Here is a 22,392-nt window from a genome sequence, read left to right as displayed (position 1 = left end):
ATTGTCACGGTGTCATTGGCAACATTAAAGAGCCACTACTTAGACTATTAATTAATGTTGTCCCCTATTACCGGGCCACACTCCAGCCGCTCTTGTGTAATGCCGCTAATAATGTCTCGCTCGCAAGCCCCGGCACCTTGACGCCTTCGTCGGTGCTCATGGCCTCGCCGGCCAGTATGGCGTTGATGATCGCCTCCTCCACCGCCTCCGCCGCCGCGCTGAACAGCGGCGAAATATGGTCGTTATTGACCATCTGCAACGCGGTGCTCAACGGCAAGCCTTTGCGCCCGTAATCCGCCGGTGGCAGGTTCTGGTTGCCGGTGGCGAACGCCAGGAACAGATCGCCGCTGGAATCCTCGGTGCCGCCACCCGTGCGCGCAATGCCAATGGCGGCGCGCTGCGCCAGGCGCTGGCACTGGTGCGGCAATAACGGTGCGTCGGTGGCGATGATCACCACAATCGAGCCCATGCCCGGCGTACCGCGCTCGGCAAACGGTGAAGGAATCTCCATCAAATGGCGGCCCACTGGGTAGCCATCGACCCGCAGCTCCTGGCGCTTGCCATGGTTGGCCTGCACCAGCACGCCGACGGTCCAGCCGCCCTGCGCGGCTGGCAAGCACCGCGACGCGGTGCCGATGCCGCCCTTGAACTCATGGCAGATCATCCCGGTGCCACCGCCCACCGCGCCCTCCTGCACCGGCCCGCTTTCGGCATTGTCCAGTGCCTGGCGCACATGCTCAGGCTTGACGTGCTGGCCCCAGATATCGTTGAGCAGGCCGTCATAGGTTTCCATCACCACCGGCATGCACCAATACACCGCCGGGTCCGCCAGGCGCTCGCGCTCCAGGGCGATCAAGGTGTCACGCACAATACCGATGCTGTGGGTGTTGGTGATCGCCACCGGCGTGGTCAGCAGCCCCGCCTCGCTGATCCACTCAAGGCCGGTGGCATCGCCGTTGCCATTGAGTACGTGGTAGCCGGCAAAACACGGCTGCTGGCGCGCCTCACCCGCGCGCGGCTGCACCAGCGTGACGCCGGTGCGCACCTGTTTGCCGTCGATACGCGTCTTGAGCGTACTGTGGCCGACCCGGACACCGGGAACATCGGTGATGGCATTCAATTCGCCGGGCGTGCCCAGCCCCAACGTGATGCCCATTTGACGTGCGCGCATACCCACTCCTTACAATTTCTGATACGCCGGACTCGACCGGCCACTGATGCAATACAAAATCACCGACAACGCCAGCAAGCCGATGATGATCATGATGTCGCGCATGGACGCCGCAGCAATCAGGGTCACCAACAGGTAGCCCGCGCCCAGCACGGCCAGCAAAGCCGGCAACGGCCACAACGGCATGCGATAGGGATGCTCGCGATCACGCAGCAACACCCGGCTCATCAGCGCGCTCAGCGCCACCACCAGGTACACCAGCATGATCAGCAACACACTGAACGAGGTCAGGTCCGCCAGGTTGGAGCTGAAACTCAGCAGCGCCGAGGGAACCGCCAGGAACAGTGTCGCCAGCCACGGCGAGTCCCAGCGCGGGTGGATCCGCGTAAACAGTGTGTTGATGCGCGGCGTCCACAGCGCGTCGCGGCCACTGCTGAACACCACGCGGCCAATCTGGATAACGATAGCCACAATCGCGTTGAACACGGAGAGGAAGATCCCCGCGCTGACCAAGCGCGACAAGGTTTCATTGCCATGGCTGGTCAGCAGGTAACCGATGGGGTCCGGGCTGCTGATCATCGCGCTCAGCGAGGGCGCGCCGATCAACAGCGCGGCGATCGGTACCAGCTCGATCACCACCACCAACCCCAGTGACCACAGCACGGCCTTGTGCACGCCTCTGCCGCCGCACTTCATGTCTTCGGCCAGCAATACGGCCGGGCCGTAACCGTTGTACGAGAACAGGCCGATGCCGACGGCACCGACCACCAACGCCCACGGCGCCAGGTGCAACACGCCGTTTTCGACGATTTGCGGCTCAAACAGCACGCTGGCCGGCTGTACCGGATTACCGAAGCCGATAAACACGATTACCAGCAACGCCGCGACTTCCAGCAGCAAGCACGTGCCGGTGATCCAGGCATTGAGCTTGATATTGAGGATGCCCAAGGCGTAGCTGCACACCACGATCACCAAAGCGACGGTTTGTGAGTCGAATTGGGTCCCCAGGGCAGTGTTCAGGTAGGTCGCGGCGCCCGTGGCCAAGACCGGTGGGATAAACAGCAACATCACCAGCACGGTCAAAAAGGTCGCATAACCGGCCATGCCGCCAAACACCCGCTTGGCGTACACATACTCACCGCCGGCGCTGTTGTGCGCGCGGCCCAGTTCGGCGTAACAGAAAGCGAACATCAGCGCGAGCAAGGCGGCCATCACAAACGCGAGGAATACACCGCTGCCCGCTTGCTGGATGGCAAACGGCGCAATCACGAACACGGAACTGGCCGGCGTGACCGCGGAAACGGTGATGGCCACTACATCAAAAACGCTTAGGGTGGGTTTGAGCACGCCATTTGGCGCGTGGGAAGCACTCATATCGTTATCCTCTGTCGTTGTTTTTGGTAGGAGGCAGAAACGAAAGGTCGGGCTTTTGCGGGATATGTTTCCCACTGGATGACGGCAAAAGTAAACGCTGCGTTTACGCAGGCCAATTCCCCTATTGGCGTACTCCCCTTGACGGTACGCGTTAAAAGCCGAACCCTTGGCCGATCTTTTGCTGGCGGGAGCCTGTTACATGAGCCTGTTCAGTGAGGTCGGCATGCACGCGGGCCTGGGCCGCACCGTCGCGCACATCGGCACCGAACGGTTCTGGAAGCAGTTGGTGCTGTTGCTGCACCAATGCCTGCCGTTCGATAACGCCCTGGCGATTTTCTACCCGCTGGATGGCCCGCCCCAGGCCTTGGAAGAGTACGACGCCCAGCCCAGCAGCAAACCAGCGTCGATGCTGGTGTACCTCAATGGCTTGTATTTGCTCGACCCGTTTTACCAGGCTTGCCGCGAGGGCTATGCCAGTGGCGTGTACCGCCTGGAGGAAGTGGCGCCGGACCACTTTCGCCAAAGTGAGTACTTCCTCAACTACTTCCACGACAACGTGCTGGAAGACGAGGTGCAGTTCATTCTGCAATTGCCGGGTACGGGGACCTTGTCATTGTCGCTGGGCATGCAGCGCCGCTTCAGCTGTGAACACACCGGGCTGATGACCACGCTGGCGGCGTGGGTGCTGCCGTTGATGCAGCAGCATTGGCAGCAAAGCACCCAACGCGCACCGGCCATGGACAGCCAGATCCGCGATGCGCTGAGCCATTTCGGCAGCGGCGTGCTCTCGGACCGCGAACTGGAAGTCGCACGGCTGGTGCTGCGCGGGTTCTCGTCCAAGGCCATGGCTGAACGCCTGAAGATCTCGCCGGACACGGTGAAGGTGCACCGGCGGCATCTGTACGCGAAGCTGGATATTTCGTCACAGCCGGAGCTGTTTTCGTTGTTTATCCAGTCGTTGGGGCATGATTTGGAAAATCCCTGATTGCGCGCGCGTTTGTGATGAGCAGGCCTGGGCAGGGCAAGCCCGCTCGCCACCACAGGTAAACCTATCGCCCGGTACGAATGGTGTTCCACACCCGCGTACGAATCCGGTCGATGTTCAGCGGCATCGCCTCCAGCGCAAACAATTTGCCCATCATTGCAGGCGTTGGGTACACCTTGGTGTCGGACATGATCGCCGGGTCCACCAGGCTGTCGGCCGCGGCGTTGCCGTTGGCGTAGTGCACGTAGTTGGTGATGCTGGCCATCACGTCCGGGCGCAGCAGGTAGTTCATGAACGCATAGCCGGCTTTTTCGTTAGGCGCATCGGCGGGCATGGCGACCATGTCGAACCAGATCGCGGCGCCTTCCTTGGGAATGTTGTAGCCGATGTTCACACCGTTCTTGGCTTCCTTGGCGCGGCTCTCGGCCTGCAGGATGTCGCCGGAGAAGCCGACGGCTACGCAGATGTCGCCGTTAGCCAGGTCGGCGGTGTATTTCGAGGAATGGAAGTACGCCACGTATGGCCGTACTTTCATCAGCAAATCTTCAGCCTTTTTGTAGTCCTCGGCCTTCTTGCTGTGGTGCGGCAAGCCCAGGTAGTTCAGCGCTGCCGGCAGCAATTCCGGGCCGTTGTCGAGGATCGCCACCCCGCACTTTTGCAGCTTGGCCATGTTTTCCGGCTTGAAGATCAGGTCCCAGGAATCCACCGGCGCGTTGTCGCCCAGCACCGCCTTGACCTTGTCGATGTTGTAGCCGATGCCGGTGCTGCCCCACAGGTACGGGAAACCGTGCGTGTTGCCTGGGTCGTTGTTTTCCAGGGCCTTGAGCAGCACCGGGTTGAGGTTTTTCCAGTTCGGCAACTGGCTCTTGTCGAGTTTTTTCAGGGCGCCGCCCTGGATCTGCCGAGCCATGAAATGGTTGGACGGGAACACCACGTCGTAGCCGGATTTGCCGGTCATCAACTTACCGTCGAGGGTTTCGTTGCTGTCGTACACGTCGTAGGTGAAACCGATGCCGGTTTCTTTCTGGAAGTTCTTGGTGGTATCCGGCGCGATGTAGTCCGACCAGTTGTAGATCTTCACCGTCTCGGCGGCCTGGCTGATAGAGGCCACCAACATCAAGGGCAACAGGGCAATGGCTTTCATGGTTCGATTTCCTGGCGGTTTTAGGGCTGTTTTTATGGCAGGCGATCAAGGATCAAAGCGTTACAGAATCAATACTTTGCAGTCAAGGATCAAAGCGTTACAGAATCAATACGTAGGTCTTGCGCACGGTCTCCTGGATGTCCCAGATGCCAGTGCTGTTGGCCGGCAACATCAGTGCATCACCGGCTTGTAGGTGGACGATTTCACCGTTGTCAGGGGTGAAGGTGCAGCGGCCCTGGATAAAGTGGCAAAACTCCTGGGATTTGATCTGCCGACGCCAGCGGCCTGGGGTGCATGCCCAGATACCGGTTTCGACGCCGTCGTTGCGCTCCACGCTCAGGGTCGAGGCCACGGCGATGGGCTCGCCCAAGGGCACGGCCACCGATGACGAATCCGGCAAGTGGGCGTTCAGCGCGTCTTTAAATTGAGTGATGCTCATGGGTTTTCCCGTGTGAGTGAAACGGCTTAGTGCATGAAACCTTCCATGAACCCAGCCACGCCGGTCGCCAACGTGCGGCGCCAAGGCGCGGTGTTGGGGTTGGCCAACACCTGGTCTTCATGGACAAAGCTGCGAATGATCGCGTTGTAGCCCAGCCAGCGGCAGGGCTCAGGCTCCCAGGCCTTGAGCGCGTCCAGGCCACGCTCGCGGATCACCCAGGGCTGGGTGGTCAGTGGCGTGTCGAGACCCAAAATCAGATCGGCCAGGGTGCGGCCACCCAGGTTGGTGGCGCCTACGCCCTCCCCGCCGTAACCGCCGGACAACGCGATGCCGGTCTTGTGGTCGCAGAGCATGTGTGGGCGGAAGTTGCGCGACATGCCGAGGTTGCCGCCCCAGGAGTGGGTAATCTTCACGTTTTTCAGCTGTGGGAAGAGTTCGCCGAACAGGTAGCGACGCAGCTGCACTTCGCTGTCAGTCAGGTCGAAGTTGTGGCGCAGCTTTCCGGCGAACTGATAGCCGCCACGCGCGCCGAACACCAGGCGATTGTCGGCTGAACGCTGGCCGTAGGTGACCTGGCGACTGCTTTCGCCGAACGCCTGACCGTGGCTCAGGCCGATTTCGTCCCAGGTACTGGCCGGCAGCGGCTCGGTGGCCACAATCAGGCTCTGTACCGGCAACTGGTAGCGCCCCAAAGGCGGCAACGTCGTGGCATAACCCTCGACCGCCGGCACCACCCAAGCGGCGCGCACACAGGCTTTGGCAGTGCGCAGGCTGCCAGACTGCCAGTGGGTGACCGGGCTGTTTTCGTAGATCGTGACCCCCATGCTCTCCACCACGCGCGCCAGGCCGCGCACCAACTTGGCCGGGTTGATGGTCGCGACGTGGGGTGCATAGATACCGCCATAAGGCTTGGCGATGCGGATCTGTTCGGCCAGCTGTTGCGGGCTCAGCCAGCGGTAATCGTCTTCGGTCAGGCCTTGGGCATGGAGTTTGTCGAGGTAGCGGCGCAGGCTGCCTTCCTGCTCGGGATAGCGCGCAGCGCAATACAACGCGCCGCCCTTGCGGTAATCGCAGTCGATGCCCTCGCGGGCCAACACCTGCGCAACTTCATCGGGAATACCGTGCAGCAGGTCAAAGGAGGCGCGGCGCTGTTGCGGCGAGAGGCCGGCCAACAGCCGGTCTTCGCCGAGCAAATTACCCATCAGCCAGCCGCCGTTACGGCCAGAGGCGCCGAAACCTGCGGTCTGTGCTTCGATAATCGCGATGTTCAGCTCGGGCGCCTGGCGTTTCAGGTAATAGGCGGTCCACAGGCCGGTGTAACCGGCGCCGATAATGGCCACGTTGACGTCAAGGTCATGCGTAAGTGACGGCCTGGCCACCAGCGGGTCATCCAACTGGTCCATCCATAAACTGATATTGCGCCATGCCGGCATGCCAAGCTCCCCTACCTCGTTTCGATAGGCTGGATCCTAGAGCGCGGGGTTATGGGCTGTCTTGCGCGCGTGCACGCAGAGAAATTTGTTTGACGTAAGCCTTGGGCGATTGGCCGGTGTGCTGGCGAAACGCGCTATAGAACGCCGACAGCGAATTGAAACCGGCGGAGAATGCCAGGTCATCGACCTTGATCGGTGGCTGGGCTTTATCCAGCGCGGCCAGCAAATGCTGGAGCCGGGCCTGGTTGACGTAACGGTAGAAGCTCTGCCCGAGCACCTGGTTCAACAGGTAGGAAATCTGATTGCGGCTGTAGCCACACTCCTTGGCAACCCGCTGCAGGTCCAGCTCGGGGTCCAGGTAGGGTTGCTTGAGTTCGAAGTATTGCTGCAGGTCTTTGGCCATATGCCCCAACTGCTGGGGCGACAGGCCCAGGCGGCTGACCGTGGGGCGCATGGCCTGGGTCGGCTGCTCGTGCACCAGGGACGCGTATTCATTGACCCGCCAAATCAGCCCATCGCGCACGGTGATGGCTTCGCTGGTGCGAAACGACACCAGGCCCTGGCCGCCGCGCAAGGTAATGCGGTACTGGATGAACGCGGTGTCGCCGTCGGCGCGGATGCGGTCAGTGTGCTCGATCGCCTCGTCGGCGCCACGCGGCATGCTGGCTTGCAGATACTCGCGCAGTTCAGCGTAACCGATGACGCGGTTCTGGAAAAAGTCGTGGTACTGGATTTCAGGGTGGTAGTAGGCCATCACGCCATCCAGGTCGCGATGGCGCCAGCACAAGTGGTGACGCAAGACCAACTCGCCGGTGGCTTGGGTGTTCTGGCAATCATCGGCGGGGGCGATGCTGGGCATGTAGGGCTCTACGACGGATAAAACAGCTGAGAGTGCCGGATTTTACCAGTGTGTGCAGGCGTCAAAAGGCACATCTGAGTAGTGGCGTTTCGCCTAGTTTGTAGTAGGAGATGACGCACATCAAATTAATCGAAAACAACTGCCGAACGGACTCAAAAAAGTCACCTTGAGCGTGCGAACGAGTGCTATTTTTGATGTTCTTCGACGCCAAGACCCGTGAAGGTCGTGGCCCCCTGCAGCGAGCTAAAGGAAGCGCTCAATGAATAAGGTGGGCAACATGAATAAAGTGACGTTCCCGAACGCCTGCCAGCTGATGCGCTGGCATTTTCATCCGATGGGCTTTGAGGGGAGCATGGACGCCCCCGGCAGCATGGTCGCCCGCCTGTTCGACCGGGCCAGCGGCGAGACATTGATCGCCATTGCTGGCATCCCTTGCGCCACCGTGATGAATGCCGCCGATGTGGAGCGCATCATCGAGGCGGTAGAGGATGAGCTGGAGTGTTTTGTACCGCCGCTGTCGTTGCGCGCCTGAGGCTGATTTGTCAGGTGATGTCTATCTAATGTGGGAGTGGGGCACACATTGAAATTGCTTTCACTCACTGACCGCGCTGATCGTTGAAAAACGCTTTCTTCCCATCTACTCGCTCCGAAGCCCTGGGCACATTCACGCCCTGGCCTTCCGGCTTTTCCACATACCAATAGCAATGGCTCGCCGCCCGGGTAATGCCGACGTAAGCCAGGCGCAGCACTTCGTCTTTTTGTGCAGTGTCATACGGCTCGCTGTCACCGTCCTTGCCCAGGCCCGCCATGCGGTAGACCTGGTTCTTGTAAGGCGAACTGGTCACATGCTGGCAATCCCCAAGCAAAAATACTGCGTCCGCTTGCAGGCCTTTGGCGCTGTGATAGGTCAGTTGTTTCAATCGGCGCACCGCGGGCGGCAAGCTAGAATCAACATTAACCACAGACTGAATATGCTCTTGAATCAATAACTTATCGCTGCTTTTTCGATACAGCATTAAGACCGATTCGCCCTTTTGGTAATGCTCCAGCAACTGCCGGCCTAACGCAGCATCGTCCCTTTCCAATACCGTTACCGGCACTAACGCCTTGGGTTCACCACTGGCCTTGGCCTTTTTGCCGGGGATTGCCGGTGCGGCGCGCACGATATGCTCGGCGGCATCAATGACGTGCTGGTGGCTGCGGTAGTTCTCGCTCAGCATCACACGGGTGGTGCTGGGTGACGGGAATTCCTGGTTGAACGCCATAAAGTACTTGGGCGAACTGCCGCGCCAGCCATAAATCGACTGCCAGTCATCGCCCACACACAGCAGTGATGAGCGTTGCGCGCCCCGGCCCACGTGCATCGCCGGGCCACGGCTGCGAATTTCGCGCAGGCTGGCGCGAATCCACGAGACGATCTGCGGCGATACGTCCTGGAACTCGTCGATCATCAGGTGCGACATCGGCCGCAGCAGTGGATCGCTGAGCAGCTTGAGGTTTTCCGGGGTGTTCTCGCCGAACAGCGAGAACATGCGGTTGTAGGTCATCACCGGCGGCACCTGATCGAGCAGATGGTCTTCCAGGGCTTTCCAGAAAATGCTCAGGGCTTCAAAGAAGAACCGGTCCGGGTCGTCCTTGGCGAAGCTCATCTGGCCGACGGCGGTGGGTACGTCCAGCCCGAGGTTCTCGATAAAGCCGGCCGCCATGACAAAACTGTCCAGCAGCGGCGCCGAGGCCAGCTCGCCTTTGACCTTGTAGTCAAAGCCAGGCCCGGCGCTGGCGTCGCCGGCCAGACTGCTTAAAAGACGCTTTGAAGATTCGTAACTATCTATCCATATCAATGGCTTACGACAGAAAGCTTGAAACAAAGTGCGCTTTACCGCCCATTCTGCACGTACCGACAGCTTCGAATTGGGTCGACTTATCTGGGGGTTCTCTCGCGAATCGAAGCCCAGCACCACCCAGGCATCCAGCTCCGGTATGTAACCGTGACAATGAAATTGCGCGCCATTGATTTCGAAGGTCTGCCGGCTTGGTTCGATACCCTTGATCGGCCAGGCACCGGCGCGAAACCACAGGTCTTCGATCACATCGCAGAGTTCTTCATCGCGCTTGGCCGCCAGTTCGGTCACGGCTACGCGCTTTTGCACATCCGGGTGGTCACGCTCGAGCTCCCTGAGCTGCAGGCCCTGGCGCGCCAACGGCGTAATCAGCTCACGAAAGCGCGCGTGTTGGCCATGCAGCCGGTGGTAGCAGGCATTCATTTGTTGGCGCTGGGCGTCGCTGATGCGCAGGTCGAAGGGGTTGCTGTCGGCGTCTTCGAAGCCACTGCTGAGGTTTTCAAAGGCTTGCAGGCGTTCAAAGCCCGGCAAGCTGCGTACCATCGGCAAAATGCGCGAGTGAAAGGTCCGCACCACGGCCTGAGCCTCTTTAACGCCAAGGGGTTGGCCCCACAGGCTGAGAATCTCCATGAGCTTGTTGATGAAGTCCTTACGCGACTCGCGGGTGAAGGTCACCACAGTCATCGAGCTCAGTTCAAAGCCTAGGTAATGGGTGAGCAGCAGGATACGCAGGACCAGCGAGGTGGATTTACCGGCACCCGCCCCCGCAATCACCGAGGTCGAGGGCGTGTCACTGAAGATCATCTTCCATTGCGCCGCACTCGGCTGCGTATGCGCCGGCAGCAAGCGCGCCACGTCGGCCTTCATGCGCTTCTTCACGTCTGTGGTGAGCGGCAGCCGCCAGTCGTCGAACAGGCTGTCATCCACGCCCGGCGCTCGGTGTTCATCGGGGCGAAAGTCGCGGATCAGCAACACCTGCCGGCCTTCCTCGATACCGTCGGCCTTGCCCTCGCGATAGCCATATTCCACACCGGCCTCGTGCCCGCTGCGAAAACCGTCGGCCTGGCCGTGCAGCCAGGAAAACCGATGCTGGGCACGTAAACGCGTCAGGCCATGCCCGAAAAGACGCGCAGCGAGCCGTTTCAGCAGAGGCATCTCGGCTAATGGACGAAGTTCGGGGGGCAGATCAGGCGTTTGTTGCGGCACGCGGACTCCAGCGATGAGGTTGGTTTTGGCGAAGGTGCCATGGTCGCCGGAATCGGCGCTCAGTTCCAGCCAATTGCTTTGACGTCATACAGTTAGGCGATGAAGTGAAAGTCAAAACGCCAGCAACCCATCGAATTAATGGATTGGAATCAGGCATTTTTTACGCTTTTTATCGATCATGCTCTGCTGGATCATGGGCACCATCAACAGGAGACCCTCATGCTCGAACTTCGACCTTTCAACACCCTCGGCGGCGCCCATCATGGCTGGCTTGACGCCCATCACCACTTTTCATTCGCCGAATACCACGACCCCAAGCGCATGCACTGGGGCAACCTGCGGGTATGGAACGACGACATCATTGCGCCCGGCACTGGCTTCCCACAGCACCCGCACCGCGACATGGAGATCATCACTTATGTGCGTGAAGGTGCCATCAGCCATGCCGATAACCTGGGCAACAAAGGCCGCACTGAGGCCGGCGACGTGCAGGTGATGAGTGCAGGCACTGGGATTGCCCACAGCGAATACAACCTTGAAGCCACGCCGACCAAGATCTTCCAGATCTGGATCATTCCGAATGAAGCCGGCTTGCCGCCTTCCTGGGGTGCCAAACCTTTTCCCAAAGGTGACCGCGAGGGTTTTGTGACCTTGGCCAGCGGCAAAGCGGGTGACAGCGAAAGCCTGCGCATTCGTGCCGATGCGCGCTTGGTGGCGGCCAACCTGAAAGCGGGGGAAAGTGCTGAATATCACCTGGACAATGGGCGCCGCGCGTATCTGGTGCCGGCGACGGGGGTGATTGAAGTTAATGGCTTGCGTGCACAGGCTCGGGATGGTGTGGCGGTTGAGGATGAGCAGGTGTTGCGGGTGACGGCGATTGAGGACAGTGAGATCGTGTTGGTCGATTTGGCTTGATCTTCGGTCTGGGGCTGGGGGTCTTGCCCGCTCCCACATTTACAGCTGGGTGTCAGTTACTCGGAAATGGCCCCGTCCACCAACACCTGCGCCTCTTCCACCAACTGCTTAAGGTGATCTTCACCAATAAAGCTCTCGGCATAGATCTTGTAGATGTCCTCAGTCCCCGATGGCCGCGCAGCGAACCACCCGTTTTCGGTCATCACTTTCAAGCCGCCAATCGCCTGGTTATTGCCCGGCGCATGGCTGAGGATCTGCTGGATGCTCTCCCCAGCCAACTGCGTCGACGTCACCTGCTCAGGCGACAGCTTGCCCAGCAAGGCTTTCTGCGCCGGGGTGGCCTTGGCGTCGACACGAATCGCGAACGGCTCGCCCAAAGCGTCAGTCAGCCCACGGTAGATCTGGCTTGGGTCCTGACCTTTACGCGAAGTCATTTCCGCTGCCAGCAAGGCCGGGATCAAGCCGTCCTTGTCGGTGCTCCACACGGTGCCGTCCTTGCGCAGGAACGAAGCCCCAGCGCTCTCTTCCCCGCCAAACCCCAGCGAACCGTCGAACAGACCATCGGCAAACCACTTGAAGCCTACCGGCACTTCGTACAAACGACGGCCAATACGCGCAGCAACACGGTCAATCAAGCCACTGCTGACCACGGTCTTGCCCACGGCCGCATCAGTGCGCCAGTCGGGACGGTTCTGAAACAGGTAGTCGATGGACACCGCCAGGTAGTTGTTCGGCGCCAACAGGCCGCCGGACGGGGTGACGATGCCGTGGCGGTCGTGGTCCGGGTCGCAGGCAAAGGCCACGTCGAAACGCTCCTTGAGGCCGATCAAGCCTTGCATCGCATAGCTGGAAGACGGGTCCATACGGATCTGCCCATCCCAGTCGACGCTCATGAAGCGGAAGGTGGAGTCGACTTCGGTGTTCACCACATCCAGGTTCAAACGGTAGTGCTCGGCAATCGCCGACCAGTAGCGCACCCCTGCTCCGCCCAACGGGTCCACGCCCAGGCGCAGGTCGGCGCTGCGGATGGCGTCCATGTCGATCACATTGACCAGGTCGGCCACGTAACTGTTGAGGTAGTCATGGCGATGGGTAGTATCGGCCTTGAGCGCCTGGGCATGGGTTATGCGCTTGACCCCGGCGAGTTTGTTAGCCAGCAGTTCGTTGGCCTTGGCCTCGATCCACTTGGTGACGTGGGTATCAGCCGGGCCGCCGTTAGGTGGGTTGTACTTGTAGCCGCCGCTTTGTGGCGGGTTGTGCGACGGCGTAATGACGATGCCGTCGGCCAAGCCACTGGTGCGGCCACGGTTGTAGCAGATGATGGCGTGGGAAATCGCCGGGGTTGGGGTGTATTCATCGCCTTCGGCCAGCATCACGTGCACGCCATTGGCGGCCAGCACTTCCAGGGCACTGGCCCCGGCCGGTGTCGACAGCGCGTGGGTGTCCAGGCCGACAAACAAAGGCCCATTGATGCCTTGGGCTTCACGGTACAGGCAGATGGCCTGGCTGATGGCAAGCACGTGCCATTCGTTGAAGCTCAGCTCGAACGAGCTGCCACGGTGCCCGGACGTACCAAAGGCCACGCGCTGGGTGGAGATCGCTGCATCAGGCTGGCCGGTGTAATAGGCCGTGACCAGTCGCGGGATATCCACCAGCAACTGAGCTGGCGCCGGTTTGCCCGCAAAAGGACTGATTGTCATGCATAAACCTCGAAAAGAAGGATTTTGAGAAAAACGACAGTTTACTGGGAGTTGGACTACTGCGCGACGCTATCGATCCTACGCTCACAAGAGAAATTTCATTCGCTAATCGATTTGAGCCTGCCGCAGTGCCTCGCCCAGTGCCGCCAGCACAACTTCCAGGCTGGGCTGCCCGTGGAAGGTATGGCTCAAGCGCACATGTTGGTGGTGCAGGCCGCCGACGCTGAACAGTTCCCCAGGCGCCACGACCACCTGCTGTGCCAGCATTTGCTGGAATACCTCGCGCATGTCCACCGCACGGGTGGAGCCTAGCCAGAAGGTCGCACCACCGGCGGGCATCTGGTAGGTCACGTGTTCACCCAACTGCTGGTCCAACTGCTGGCTCATGTCCAAGGCCTGCTCACGCAGTAGCTGGCGCAAGCTGCGCAGGTGCAGGTCGATTCGCCCGCTGTGATAGACGCGTGCAATGGCGCGCTGGCGAATCGAGGACAACCGGAACGAGCGCAACAGGAACTGACGTTGTAATTCGCTGCTCATCTGCCGGGTCAGCACATAACCGTAAGGCGCCTCTGGCCCGAGTATTTTTTCGAAGGAGGAAAACACCACCAGCCGCTCAGGGTTGACCAAATCGCGCAGGGCAACAGGCGGTGACTTGAAACTCAGCTCACCATAGGTGTCGTTTTCCAGCAGCCAGCAACCGTAATGATCAAGCAGTTGCGCCACGTCCAGGCGCTCGCGTGGCTGCATGGCAACCCCCGACGGCAGGCTGACCGCTGATGACAGCAACACCAGTTGCACTGTCTCCCCGCGTAACATCCCTTCGAGCGCCGCCAGGTCCAGGCTGCCATCCACCGCCCAAGGCAACTCAATGATGCGCACACCGGCATCTTGCAGCAGGCGCAGAATCAGCCAGTCACAGGGCGACTCCACAATCACCGTGGAGCCCGGCAGGTCCAGCACTTCGATGAGAATCTCCAACACGCCACGCAGGTCGGCGCCGATATACACGTCATCGGCATGCCAGCAGCGAGTGGGCGACGAGGTGTAGCGCGCCGCCAATGCCGCTCGCAGCTCCCACACCCCGCAAGGCTGGGACCAGGCCTGCAAGTGGCGCGGGTACTGGCGCACAAGCTCGCGCTCCAGCCGTAGCAACGTCGCGTCCAGGGAGACCAGCAACGTAGGCTCATCGCTACTGAGCACCACCATCCCAGGGCGCCGCGCGGCCACGTAGAGGCGCTCGAGCAAATCCCCACTTGGCAACGTCGAAGGGCTGCCGGCGAGGGGCCAGGCGTAATAGCCTGACTTGGCCACCGAATACACCCGGCCCTCTTTCTCCAGCAGTGAGTACGCATACTGAATGGTGGAAATCGAGACATTCAGGCGCTGGGATAACTGGCGCAGCGACGGCAGTTTCACGCGGGAGTCGGTACTGACCTCGTTGATCAGGTTGATCATGTAGCGATAGACCGCCTGATAGGCGAAGTCCGCCTGCCGCTCACCACGCAGCGTCATCGCCCGGACAGCTGGAAGGCCAGTTCGCCGTCAGCCATAGGCCGTTCATGACGTGGGCTGCGTGCAGTTGCGCCGGGAACCAGCGTCGTCGGCCGTTTGCGGTACAGGTGCTGGAGCAACGGTAGCGGTACCCCGCTGGTGTCGGCGAGCCACTGCTGCAACATCTCGGCGACAGGCTTGCCCTGCAACACCTTGTGCAGTTCAGGCAAGGCCACCAGCATGCCCGGATGGCACTGGCGCAAATAGCCTTCCAGCCGTTCGCCATGATGGATGAAGGGCGAAAACAACAGACAGATCAGTTGGCCCTCTTCCAAGCCGAAGAACTGTTCGGCACATTGGGTCGCCAGCACGCGTCCTTCGCGGCTCATGGCTTGGGTTATCAGCGTATCGGGAATCTGAAGATCACGCAGGTACTGCGCGGCCTGTAGAAAGAACCCTTCGACACCCTCTTCGTAATCCAGCTCCCGCAGGCATTCCGCTTGCAGGCCGCGCAGGTGCGCCATCAGCAACGGGTTGGCAACCGTAGGGTGGCTGAAATGAAAGCCCAGCGGGTCCGGGTTATAGGCCATGAACTCGGTAAGCAAAGGCGCGCACGTGCGGTCAACGCCCTCAAGCAGGTCGGCAATGCCGATGGAGGCCAGGTTGCGATGCCCACCCGGGCTGGCGTTAGCCTTGGGCACACAGTGCTCGCCGAACAGGTCACGGTAGAAGCCTTCGCTCCATTCGTCCATCCGCGCGAACAGCCCGTTGAGCGATGCCGGCTTGTCGGTCGGCAGCGTAGCGCCTGCGGCCTGGGCGGTCTTTTTCAGCCAGGCGAGGAGTTGGCTCTGTTTGCGCGCGGAATCGCCGCTGGCCACGGCATGCACCCCGCCGTTCCACGCGGTGACACGCTGATAGAAATCCCCCAGGGCCAAGTAGGTGTCATTGCACAGTGTTGCGCAGATATCGCCGGAGGTCAGATGCCCTATCATCAACCTATTGCGCTGGCTGGTTTCACAGCCGACGCTGGACAACGGGCGCTGGTAGTTAAAGGGCAGCACCTGTTGGTTTTCCACCATCAGCAGCTCAACCCGTTCGTCATCGTGGAAAAACAAACGGCTGTAACCGCGATGGATCGTATCGAGGGTGTCTTGGGTCATGCCGGTGTGGCGCAACGTGGCAACCCGCAGCTGGAACGTCCTCGGCGCGCGCCCGGCAATACTCAATTGTGCGGCGCGCAGCATGGCCAGGGTGTAGCTGCTGACCTCCCCGCCGCCATGGGCTACCAACACCTTATAATCCCCTATCTGCTCCATGCCCCCTGCGGCCACGACAATACGCTGGATCAATAATTGAAGTGCTGTGCGTTCTGCGCGGGTAAAGTACCCAATCAAACGCTGCTGAACTTGTTGATAAACATAATTCATAGCCTGGTCGTGAATAGCGCTCATAGCTGTACTACCTGAGTTGAAATATCAGTTTCGAATAACGACAGAACGTAGTTGTTCGACTTATTGCGTCTGTGAGAATGTCGCCCGCGGCGAATGCTCGCGATGTATAAACACTAGCACCCCGCAACAAATCGACATAGGCTGGTTACTCGACTCCCCATGGGGCATCCATTGCTCCCGATGGCCTTATCGTCAAGCATCTAGGCCGTTTACGGCAGAGATCCTAGGAATCTTCCGACAGCCTCCTACGCCACCTTCACCCTGTATTAAAAGACTCATCCGACAAATATAACTCGCCAAACTTTAATCCTCGTTTGTGTACCGCTTGAAATCCGCCTTGAAAGTACCCGCCTGCGCGTGCACGCGCAGGCACTGAACTATTAGTTAGAGGAAGTGCCTGCAGCTGTATCAGCAAATCAATCATTACTCAGTCCTTGAGTTGAAAGTGAAGACTCAATTATCAGGACTGAAATTATGATTAACAGATACAGAACTTGGCAGAAAACCAGTTCAGATAATAATCAAGCGATACACCGATAACGCAGACACAACAACGCCGCGCTGAATTTCAGGGCGGCGTCAGGGGGAAAGGTATCGTTTACAGGACCAAACGGCATTGGCACGCTTCAAACAGCGTGCGAGTTAAGCCCTGTCAAATGGCGCATTTGCCCCATACACACGGGGTTTGGAATACTCCTTTGCGAATATTCCTACACCTCAAACAGCTTCAACCTGCAATGCAACTCGCTCGCGGCACGGGCATTCGTCCATATAACGGTGCGCTTCCACGAACTGGTTGAACGCAAACACCGTGGTTTTAAGCGGCACCAGCACGCGATCAGCCGTCAGTTGGTTGATATCACGCAAGGCACGCTGCAACGCAACCTGGTCTTGAATGATGCCAAGCTCCGGCTTGCCGGTGAAGTTGCCGATGCAGTGCACAAAGAACTGAATGTTCTTCTGGAAGGCGGCGCAGGCCGGGAATGGCGTCTGGTTGCCACCTTGCAGGCCATAAAGCACCAGGCTGCCACGCGGTGCCAGTACATCACCGAGCAGCGACATTTGCGGGCCGCCCAAGCCATCGAACACCACGTCTACGCCGCGATTATCGGTGAACTTGTTGATCTGCATAAGCAAATCCTGTTCTTCAGTGACGATCACCTTTTCCGCGCCCAGGGACAGCAGGTACTCACGCTCGGCACTGTCTTTGGTCGCGGCAATCACCCGCACGCCCAGGGCTTTGCCCAGTTGCACGAACGAGGGGCCAGAGCAGTGACTCGCGTCGGTGACCAAGGCGAATTGGCCGGGTTTGACCCGCGCCAAGTCCACGTAGGCAAAGTAGGCAATCAGCAGCGGCGTGTAGTGCACGCTGGCTTCAATCGGGCTCAAGACGTCCGGATAGCGGGTCAAGGCTGAACGGGGCAGGACGATCTGTTCGCCATACACCGGATAATCATTGGGGCTCTCGGCCGGAAAACTGGCCACTTTATCGCCCACTGCCAAGTCATCCACGCCGTCGCCGAGGGCTACAACCACCCCGGCCATCTCGTGGCCAAGGCCGGACGGCAGACGTGCATGGGAAGACGCCAGGTTCTGGCGCCATAGAATGTCATACCAGCTGATGCCAATCGCCTCGACACGCACCTGCACTTCGCCCGGTGCGGGCTGCGCGGCTACATGCTCTTCGCACTTGAGCACCTCGGCCGGACCAAACTTGTGAAAACGAATCGTGCGGGACATCGCAAACCTCGTCAAAGTAACCTCTAATGCCATGAACTCTATCTGGGCTTTCCAGGTAAGGCCACCGGTCGCCGTTAATAGTCGACATGCTTGTCATTGATTCCGCAACTGAGGTATTGAGCTCAGCTATCGTAGGAAAACTCAATTATCTTGTGCAGAGTACCAGCCTTTCCCCGTAAGATTCATGCCGGTCATGCGTCTACATGGAACCCAAGGGCTCTGTAGGTGGCCGCTCTCGTCAAGTAAGCTGACTCTTCCAGGACACAAGATGAACCGTAACGACCTGCGTCGTGTCGACCTTAACCTCTTGATCGTATTCGAAACCTTGATGCATGAGCGCAGCGTGACCCGTGCCGCCGAGAAACTGTTTCTCGGTCAGCCGGCCATCAGCGCGGCCTTGTCGCGCCTGCGTGGTCTGTTCGATGACCCGCTGTTTGTACGTACCGGGCGCAGCATGGAACCCTCGGCCCGCGCCGTGGAAATCTTCGCCCTGCTCTCTCCCGCGCTGGACTCGATTTCCACCGCCGTGAGCCGCGCCGCCGAATTCGACCCGGCCACCAGTACGGCCGTGTTCCGTATCGGTTTGTCCGACGACGTTGAATTCGCCCTGCTCCCCCAGTTGCTCAAGCGCCTGCGCGCCGAAGCCCCCGGCATCGTGCTGGTGGTACGCCGCGTTAACTACATCCTGATGCCGGGCCTCTTGGCTTCTGGCGAGATTTCCATCGGCGTCAGCTACACCGCCGACCTACCAGCCAACGCTAAACGCAAAGTACTGCGCCGCAGCTTGCCGAAACTGCTGCGCGCCGACAGCGTGCCCGGCTCGCTGAGCCTGGACGACTTCTGCGCCCGCCCCCACGCGCTGGTGTCGTTCTCCGGCGACCTGAGCGGGTTTATCGATGAAGAGCTGGAAAAGCTCGATCGCAAACGGCACGTGGTCCTCGCCGTGCCGCAGTTCAACGGGTTGGGCACCTTGCTCGCCGGCACCGATATTCTGGCGACCGTGCCGGACTATGCGGCCGAGGCGCTGACCTCAGCAGGCGGTTTGCGCGCAGAGGACCCGCCATTGCCAGTGCGTACGTTCGAACTGCATATGGCCTGGCGTGGGTCGCAGGATAATGACCCAGGCGAACGCTGGCTGCGGTCGCGGATTCAGATGTTTTTTGGCGACCCCGACAGCCTCTAAAAATCCTCGGCGTAATCGCCCAACAGCACCGGCAGTTGCTCGCGTAACCACTCCACCCAGGTGCGTACCTTGGCATCCAGAAACCGCCGCGACGGGTACACCGCGAAAATACGCCGTTCGCGCAGTTTGTAAGCCGGCAGCAACCGCACCAGCGAGCCGTCCTGCAGGGCTTGTGGATAAAGGGCGTAGTAGTGCCGCTCGCCCAATGAGTAATTGGGCAGAATGCGCACAAGCTGGCCTAGCGCCAAATCATTGTGCACGGTGGCCTGGGTGAAGCACGCAATGCCCGCCCCCGCCAACGTGGCCGCGTGCAGCGCGCTGATAGTGTTGGTACTGAACCGCCCCGACGGCGTGACGTTGACTACAGCGCCGCGTGCCGCGCTCAGCTGCCAATCCGACGACGCCCCCACGAAGCTCAGCAAGTGATGCTTGTCGAGCTCCTGGGCCGAACGCGGTAAACCATGGCGGCCGATGTAACCCGGCGAAGCCACCAGAACCTGACTGGAAACCGTCAACGTGCGTGCAATCAGCGAGGTGTCCGCCAAGGCGCTGGAGATGCGTATCGCGACATCAAACCCGTCGGCAACCAAATCGACGAATTGATCATCGCAACACAGTTGCAGCTCAATATCGGGATAGCGCCGCTGAAAACCCGGCAGCCAGTGCGGCAGATCCAAGGTCCCCACCACCAGCGGCACACTGACTCTCAGCACGCCTTCAGGGCGTTGGTGCCCATGGGCGATGGCTTGGGATGCGGCGTCGAGACGGTCGAGGATATCCACGCACGCAGCGTAGTACTGCTCCCCGGCCGCCGTCAGACTGAAGCGCCGCGTGTTGCGGTTGATCAGCTGGGCGCCCAGCTCAATCTCCAACTGCTGCAACTGCCGGGAAATCGTCGAGTGCGTGGTGTCCAGGCGCTCTGCTGCGGCAGAAAAGCCTTTGGCGTCAACGATGCACCGAAAGGCGCGCATGGCGGATAACTGGTTCATGCAACAGGCGGTCCCTGCGGGTTTTGGGGAATCAGTTAACCGGCAACGCGATAATTTGCGAGGTGGTCAGCACCGAGCCGAAAGTGTCTTCAATTTCCGCCAGCGCCGAGTTGTGCAACTCATCCTTGGTTACCGAATGGCCATCGGCGCGTGTAATCGCCCGGGTGGCACTGGCATCGGATGCTACCACAACGTCATAACCCAACGGCGCGGCGTCCCGGGCGGCGCCGGCGACACAGGCGTGGGTCATCAGGCCACTGATAATCAGAGTCTTGACGCCGGCCTTCTTTAATTGCGCATCCAGGTCAGTGCTGGCGAATACGCTGACGGTGGTCTTCTGCACGAGCGTGTCTTGCGCACGCGGCTTCATCAGCGGGTGAAAATCAACGGTCTTGCCGTTCTTGGCGAATACCGCCGCGCCATCCGGGGCGATGTGCTGCACGTGAATGACCTGGATTTTTTCTTTGTCAGCGAATTTGATCAGGCGCTGGGTGTTTTCCAGAGCCTTCATGCCGTCCGGGATCGGCATGCGGCCGGTGAAGTATTCATTCTGGAAGTCGATTACCAGCAGGGCGGTGGTTTTCGGGTCCAGGCGTTCTGTGGGTTTGGCACCCAACATGGCGCGAATGGTGGGCTGCTGATTCGCGGCGGTGTCGGCGGCGACCGCGTAGTGGCCGAACCCCATCATCATGCCGAGGCCCACCAGTGTGGACTTGAGCATGGCAGGTAATGAGCGGACGGGATGAGTGGCAATAGCGAGGGTCATGGTGCGAGTTCCTGAGGTGAGTAAATTGACGAGGCCCAGTCTAGGAGACTGTCATCACCGCACCAACGCACTAATCAGCACAATATGAATTCAGGCCAGACCTGCTACTGATTGATGCCCTTGACCAATACCCTGCCAGCACGCGCAGTGAAGCACTCACGAAAACTCTGTCGCGTGACAGGACGGCCTAAGCGAATTAACGGAGCGTTTACCCACCACGCCCCGTCGTTCTCTGTGCACTAAAAGCGCCTACCCAAGATCAAGGCTAGCTTCTTGCACCCTGCGCAACAGTCTTTTGTCATCACTCCCATTGATAGCACCCTAACGAAACCCGCATTCTAGAGGGCTAATCCCACGCTTATATCATTCCGAATGATAGTTACCTTTGTTTCATTCGATTCGTGACATAGCACCCCGCCGCGCATGATCCGCCCATCTCAAATACATCGGCGGATGCACCTCATGGAACAGTCACTCAAACATTTGCGCTTCCCCTTGGCGATCTTGGCCGTAGTGGTGATGAGCGCGTGCGGCAAGAGCCCGGAACAAGCGGCCGCCATGCCCCCTGCGAAGATCAGTGTGGCCAAGGTGCTCGAACAACCGGTCAACGAGTGGGATGAATTCACCGGTCGCCTGGAAGCGCCGGAGACCGTGCAGATTCGTCCGCGCGTGTCCGGCCAGATCGACCAGGTGGCCTTCACCGAAGGCGCCTTGGTCAAGAAAGGCGATGTGTTGTTCCAGATCGACCCGCGTCCGTTCCAGGCTGAAGTGCGCCGCCTCGAAGCCCAGCTTGCCCAAACCAAAGCCGCCGCCACCCGTAGCGATAACGAAGCGCAACGGGGCGACCGCCTGCGTCAGAGCAATGCGATTTCCGCCGAACTGGCCGACTCGCGCACCACCGCCGCCCAGGAAGCTCGCGCCGCTGTCGCCGGGATTCAGGCGCAGTTGGACCTGGCCAAGTTGAACCTGAGCTTTACCCGCGTGACCTCGCCGATCAGTGGCCGCGTCAGCCGTGCCGAAATCACCGCCGGCAACTTGGTCACCGCCGACGTCACCGCGCTGACCAGCGTGGTCTCCACCGACAAGGTCTACGCCTACTTCGACGCCGACGAGCGCGTGTACCTCAAGTACACCCAACTGGCGCGCGAAGGCCGCCGTGGCGCGACCACGCCCGTGTACCTGGGCCTGTCGAATGAAACCGGCAACCCGCACTTGGGCCAGATGAACTTCATCGACAACCAGGTCAACCCGGCCACCGGCACCATCCGTGGTCGCGCCGTGTTCGATAACAGCAAAGGCGAATACACCCCAGGCCTGTATGCGCGCTTGAAGCTGGTCGGCAGCGGCACCTACTCCGCCGTGCTGATCAACGACGAAGCCGTCGGCACTGACCTTGGCAAGAAGTTCGTGCTGGTGATGGACGGCGACAAGCCGGCGTACCGCTCGGTGGAACTGGGGCCGAAGATCGAAGGCTTGCGCATCGTGCGCAGCGGTTTGAACAAGGACGACACCATCGTCGTGAAGGGCCTGCAGCGCATTCGTCCGGGGTCGCCGGTTACACCGGAAACCATCCCGATGGCCAGCAAGGAAACCCTCGCCGCCTTGGCACAACAACGACAAGCGCTTGAAGCCAGCAACCTAGAGCAAGTGGCGCCGGATAAAGCCGCGCCAAAAGTTGCCAGCGTCGCGACTCCACGCGGTTAAG

General features: G+C 60.0%; 18 protein-coding genes. 5 read left to right on the top strand and 13 right to left on the bottom strand.

Annotated elements, in window-relative coordinates; genetic code table 11:
- Nucleotides 1–67: 67 nt before the first annotated feature.
- Nucleotides 68–1,171 (bottom strand): DmpA family aminopeptidase, encoded by a 1,104-nt coding sequence (locus tag GJU48_RS11625; protein WP_094950583.1) that lies wholly within the window; start codon nt 1,169–1,171, stop codon nt 68–70.
- A gap of 9 nt (nt 1,172–1,180) precedes the next feature.
- Complete coding sequence (locus GJU48_RS11620) at nt 1,181–2,545, bottom strand: APC family permease (RefSeq protein WP_094950584.1); 1,365 nt, start codon at nt 2,543–2,545, stop codon at nt 1,181–1,183.
- A 199-nt stretch (nt 2,546–2,744) separates the two neighbouring features.
- Between GJU48_RS11620 and GJU48_RS11615 the strand changes: the two genes are divergently transcribed.
- Complete coding sequence (locus GJU48_RS11615; protein ID WP_094950585.1) at nt 2,745–3,530, top strand: helix-turn-helix transcriptional regulator; 786 nt, start codon at nt 2,745–2,747, stop codon at nt 3,528–3,530.
- A 64-nt stretch (nt 3,531–3,594) separates the two neighbouring features.
- Here the strand turns inward: GJU48_RS11615 and GJU48_RS11610 are convergent, their stop codons facing one another.
- The 4 genes from GJU48_RS11610 to GJU48_RS11595 form a co-directional block, all read right to left on the bottom strand.
- Nucleotides 3,595–4,674, bottom strand: coding sequence for a polyamine ABC transporter substrate-binding protein (locus GJU48_RS11610; protein WP_094953734.1), 1,080 nt, complete (start codon nt 4,672–4,674; stop codon nt 3,595–3,597).
- Nucleotides 4,675–4,771: 97 nt separating this feature from the next.
- Nucleotides 4,772–5,113 carry a cupin domain-containing protein gene (locus tag GJU48_RS11605; RefSeq protein WP_094953733.1) on the bottom strand — a complete coding sequence of 114 codons (342 nt, stop codon included), beginning with the start codon at nt 5,111–5,113 and terminating at the stop codon, nt 4,772–4,774.
- A gap of 26 nt (nt 5,114–5,139) precedes the next feature.
- On the bottom strand, nt 5,140–6,546 hold the full coding sequence (locus tag GJU48_RS11600) for an NAD(P)/FAD-dependent oxidoreductase (RefSeq protein ID WP_094953732.1): 1,407 nt from the start codon (nt 6,544–6,546) through the stop codon (nt 5,140–5,142).
- A 49-nt stretch (nt 6,547–6,595) separates the two neighbouring features.
- Entirely contained in the window at nt 6,596–7,405 is an 810-nt protein-coding gene (locus tag GJU48_RS11595) for a helix-turn-helix transcriptional regulator (protein ID WP_094953731.1), read from the bottom strand.
- 259 nt (nt 7,406–7,664) lie between these two features.
- Between GJU48_RS11595 and GJU48_RS11590 the strand changes: the two genes are divergently transcribed.
- Entirely contained in the window at nt 7,665–7,937 is a 273-nt protein-coding gene (locus GJU48_RS11590; RefSeq protein ID WP_026013572.1) for a DUF1652 domain-containing protein, read from the top strand.
- 64 nt (nt 7,938–8,001) lie between these two features.
- Here the strand turns inward: GJU48_RS11590 and GJU48_RS11585 are convergent, their stop codons facing one another.
- Nucleotides 8,002–10,452 carry a UvrD-helicase domain-containing protein gene (locus GJU48_RS11585; RefSeq protein WP_094953730.1) on the bottom strand — a complete coding sequence of 817 codons (2,451 nt, stop codon included), beginning with the start codon at nt 10,450–10,452 and terminating at the stop codon, nt 8,002–8,004.
- A 219-nt stretch (nt 10,453–10,671) separates the two neighbouring features.
- On the opposite strand from GJU48_RS11585, the gene GJU48_RS11580 reads away from it, so the two are divergent.
- A complete protein-coding gene (locus tag GJU48_RS11580) occupies nt 10,672–11,367 on the top strand; it encodes a pirin family protein (RefSeq protein WP_094953729.1) in 696 nt (231 codons plus the stop codon).
- A 56-nt stretch (nt 11,368–11,423) separates the two neighbouring features.
- Here the strand turns inward: GJU48_RS11580 and pgm are convergent, their stop codons facing one another.
- The 4 genes from pgm to GJU48_RS11560 all read right to left on the bottom strand — a co-directional run bounded on the left by pgm (nt 11,424) and on the right by GJU48_RS11560 (nt 17,749).
- The gene (gene pgm / locus GJU48_RS11575) at nt 11,424–13,067 is read right to left on the bottom strand and encodes a phosphoglucomutase (alpha-D-glucose-1,6-bisphosphate-dependent) (RefSeq protein WP_094953146.1); all 1,644 of its coding nucleotides are present in this window, start codon (nt 13,065–13,067) and stop codon (nt 11,424–11,426) included.
- 105 nt (nt 13,068–13,172) lie between these two features.
- Nucleotides 13,173–14,579, bottom strand: coding sequence for an aminotransferase-like domain-containing protein (locus GJU48_RS11570; protein WP_094953145.1), 1,407 nt, complete (start codon nt 14,577–14,579; stop codon nt 13,173–13,175).
- Entirely contained in the window at nt 14,576–16,009 is a 1,434-nt protein-coding gene (locus tag GJU48_RS11565; protein WP_094953144.1) for a hypothetical protein, read from the bottom strand. Before GJU48_RS11565 ends, GJU48_RS11570 begins: the two co-directional genes overlap by 4 nt.
- A gap of 717 nt (nt 16,010–16,726) precedes the next feature.
- Nucleotides 16,727–17,749, bottom strand: a complete 1,023-nt coding sequence (locus GJU48_RS11560) for a zinc-dependent alcohol dehydrogenase family protein (protein WP_094953143.1) — start codon at nt 17,747–17,749, stop codon at nt 16,727–16,729.
- Nucleotides 17,750–18,017: 268 nt separating this feature from the next.
- Between GJU48_RS11560 and GJU48_RS11555 the strand changes: the two genes are divergently transcribed.
- Nucleotides 18,018–18,932, top strand: coding sequence for a LysR substrate-binding domain-containing protein (locus tag GJU48_RS11555; protein WP_094953142.1), 915 nt, complete (start codon nt 18,018–18,020; stop codon nt 18,930–18,932).
- Here the strand turns inward: GJU48_RS11555 and GJU48_RS11550 are convergent.
- Both GJU48_RS11550 and GJU48_RS11545 read right to left on the bottom strand, forming a co-directional pair.
- Nucleotides 18,929–19,921: a LysR family transcriptional regulator gene (locus GJU48_RS11550; RefSeq protein WP_155295992.1), complete on the bottom strand. Its 993-nt coding sequence runs from the start codon at nt 19,919–19,921 to the stop codon at nt 18,929–18,931. The two genes, GJU48_RS11555 and GJU48_RS11550, sit on opposite strands and share 4 nt — an antisense overlap.
- A 31-nt stretch (nt 19,922–19,952) precedes the next feature.
- The gene (locus GJU48_RS11545) at nt 19,953–20,687 is read right to left on the bottom strand and encodes a cysteine hydrolase family protein (RefSeq protein ID WP_094948940.1); all 735 of its coding nucleotides are present in this window, start codon (nt 20,685–20,687) and stop codon (nt 19,953–19,955) included.
- A 462-nt stretch (nt 20,688–21,149) separates the two neighbouring features.
- Here GJU48_RS11545 and mexE point away from each other — a divergent pair, with 462 nt between their 5' ends.
- Nucleotides 21,150–22,391, top strand: coding sequence for a multidrug efflux RND transporter periplasmic adaptor subunit MexE (gene mexE / locus GJU48_RS11540; protein WP_094951153.1), 1,242 nt, complete (start codon nt 21,150–21,152; stop codon nt 22,389–22,391).
- Nucleotide 22,392: the final 1 nt, after the last annotated feature.

Source organism: Pseudomonas sp. IB20, from assembly GCF_009707325.1.
Classification (GTDB): domain Bacteria; phylum Pseudomonadota; class Gammaproteobacteria; order Pseudomonadales; family Pseudomonadaceae; genus Aquipseudomonas.
This window is presented reverse-complemented; position numbering and strand designations above follow the sequence as displayed.

What these genes read in the sequence shown, in the direction of transcription:
- GJU48_RS11625 (WP_094950583.1), bottom strand. Translation starts at nt 1,171, where the DNA reads ATGCGCGCACGTCAAATGGGCATCACGTTGGGGCTGGGCACGCCCGGC.
- GJU48_RS11615 (WP_094950585.1), top strand. Translation starts at nt 2,745, where the DNA reads ATGAGCCTGTTCAGTGAGGTCGGCATGCACGCGGGCCTGGGCCGCACC.
- GJU48_RS11560 (WP_094953143.1), bottom strand. Translation starts at nt 17,749, where the DNA reads ATGTCCCGCACGATTCGTTTTCACAAGTTTGGTCCGGCCGAGGTGCTC.
- GJU48_RS11580 (WP_094953729.1), top strand. Translation starts at nt 10,672, where the DNA reads ATGCTCGAACTTCGACCTTTCAACACCCTCGGCGGCGCCCATCATGGC.
- mexE (WP_094951153.1), top strand. Translation starts at nt 21,150, where the DNA reads ATGGAACAGTCACTCAAACATTTGCGCTTCCCCTTGGCGATCTTGGCC.
- GJU48_RS11600 (WP_094953732.1), bottom strand. Translation starts at nt 6,546, where the DNA reads ATGCCGGCATGGCGCAATATCAGTTTATGGATGGACCAGTTGGATGAC.
- GJU48_RS11620 (WP_094950584.1), bottom strand. Translation starts at nt 2,545, where the DNA reads ATGAGTGCTTCCCACGCGCCAAATGGCGTGCTCAAACCCACCCTAAGC.
- GJU48_RS11555 (WP_094953142.1), top strand. Translation starts at nt 18,018, where the DNA reads ATGAACCGTAACGACCTGCGTCGTGTCGACCTTAACCTCTTGATCGTA.
- GJU48_RS11570 (WP_094953145.1), bottom strand. Translation starts at nt 14,579, where the DNA reads ATGACGCTGCGTGGTGAGCGGCAGGCGGACTTCGCCTATCAGGCGGTC.
- GJU48_RS11605 (WP_094953733.1), bottom strand. Translation starts at nt 5,113, where the DNA reads ATGAGCATCACTCAATTTAAAGACGCGCTGAACGCCCACTTGCCGGAT.
- GJU48_RS11565 (WP_094953144.1), bottom strand. Translation starts at nt 16,009, where the DNA reads ATGAGCGCTATTCACGACCAGGCTATGAATTATGTTTATCAACAAGTT.
- GJU48_RS11610 (WP_094953734.1), bottom strand. Translation starts at nt 4,674, where the DNA reads ATGAAAGCCATTGCCCTGTTGCCCTTGATGTTGGTGGCCTCTATCAGC.
- GJU48_RS11550 (WP_155295992.1), bottom strand. Translation starts at nt 19,921, where the DNA reads ATGAACCAGTTATCCGCCATGCGCGCCTTTCGGTGCATCGTTGACGCC.
- GJU48_RS11545 (WP_094948940.1), bottom strand. Translation starts at nt 20,687, where the DNA reads ATGACCCTCGCTATTGCCACTCATCCCGTCCGCTCATTACCTGCCATG.
- pgm (WP_094953146.1), bottom strand. Translation starts at nt 13,067, where the DNA reads ATGACAATCAGTCCTTTTGCGGGCAAACCGGCGCCAGCTCAGTTGCTG.
- GJU48_RS11595 (WP_094953731.1), bottom strand. Translation starts at nt 7,405, where the DNA reads ATGCCCAGCATCGCCCCCGCCGATGATTGCCAGAACACCCAAGCCACC.
- GJU48_RS11590 (WP_026013572.1), top strand. Translation starts at nt 7,665, where the DNA reads ATGAATAAGGTGGGCAACATGAATAAAGTGACGTTCCCGAACGCCTGC.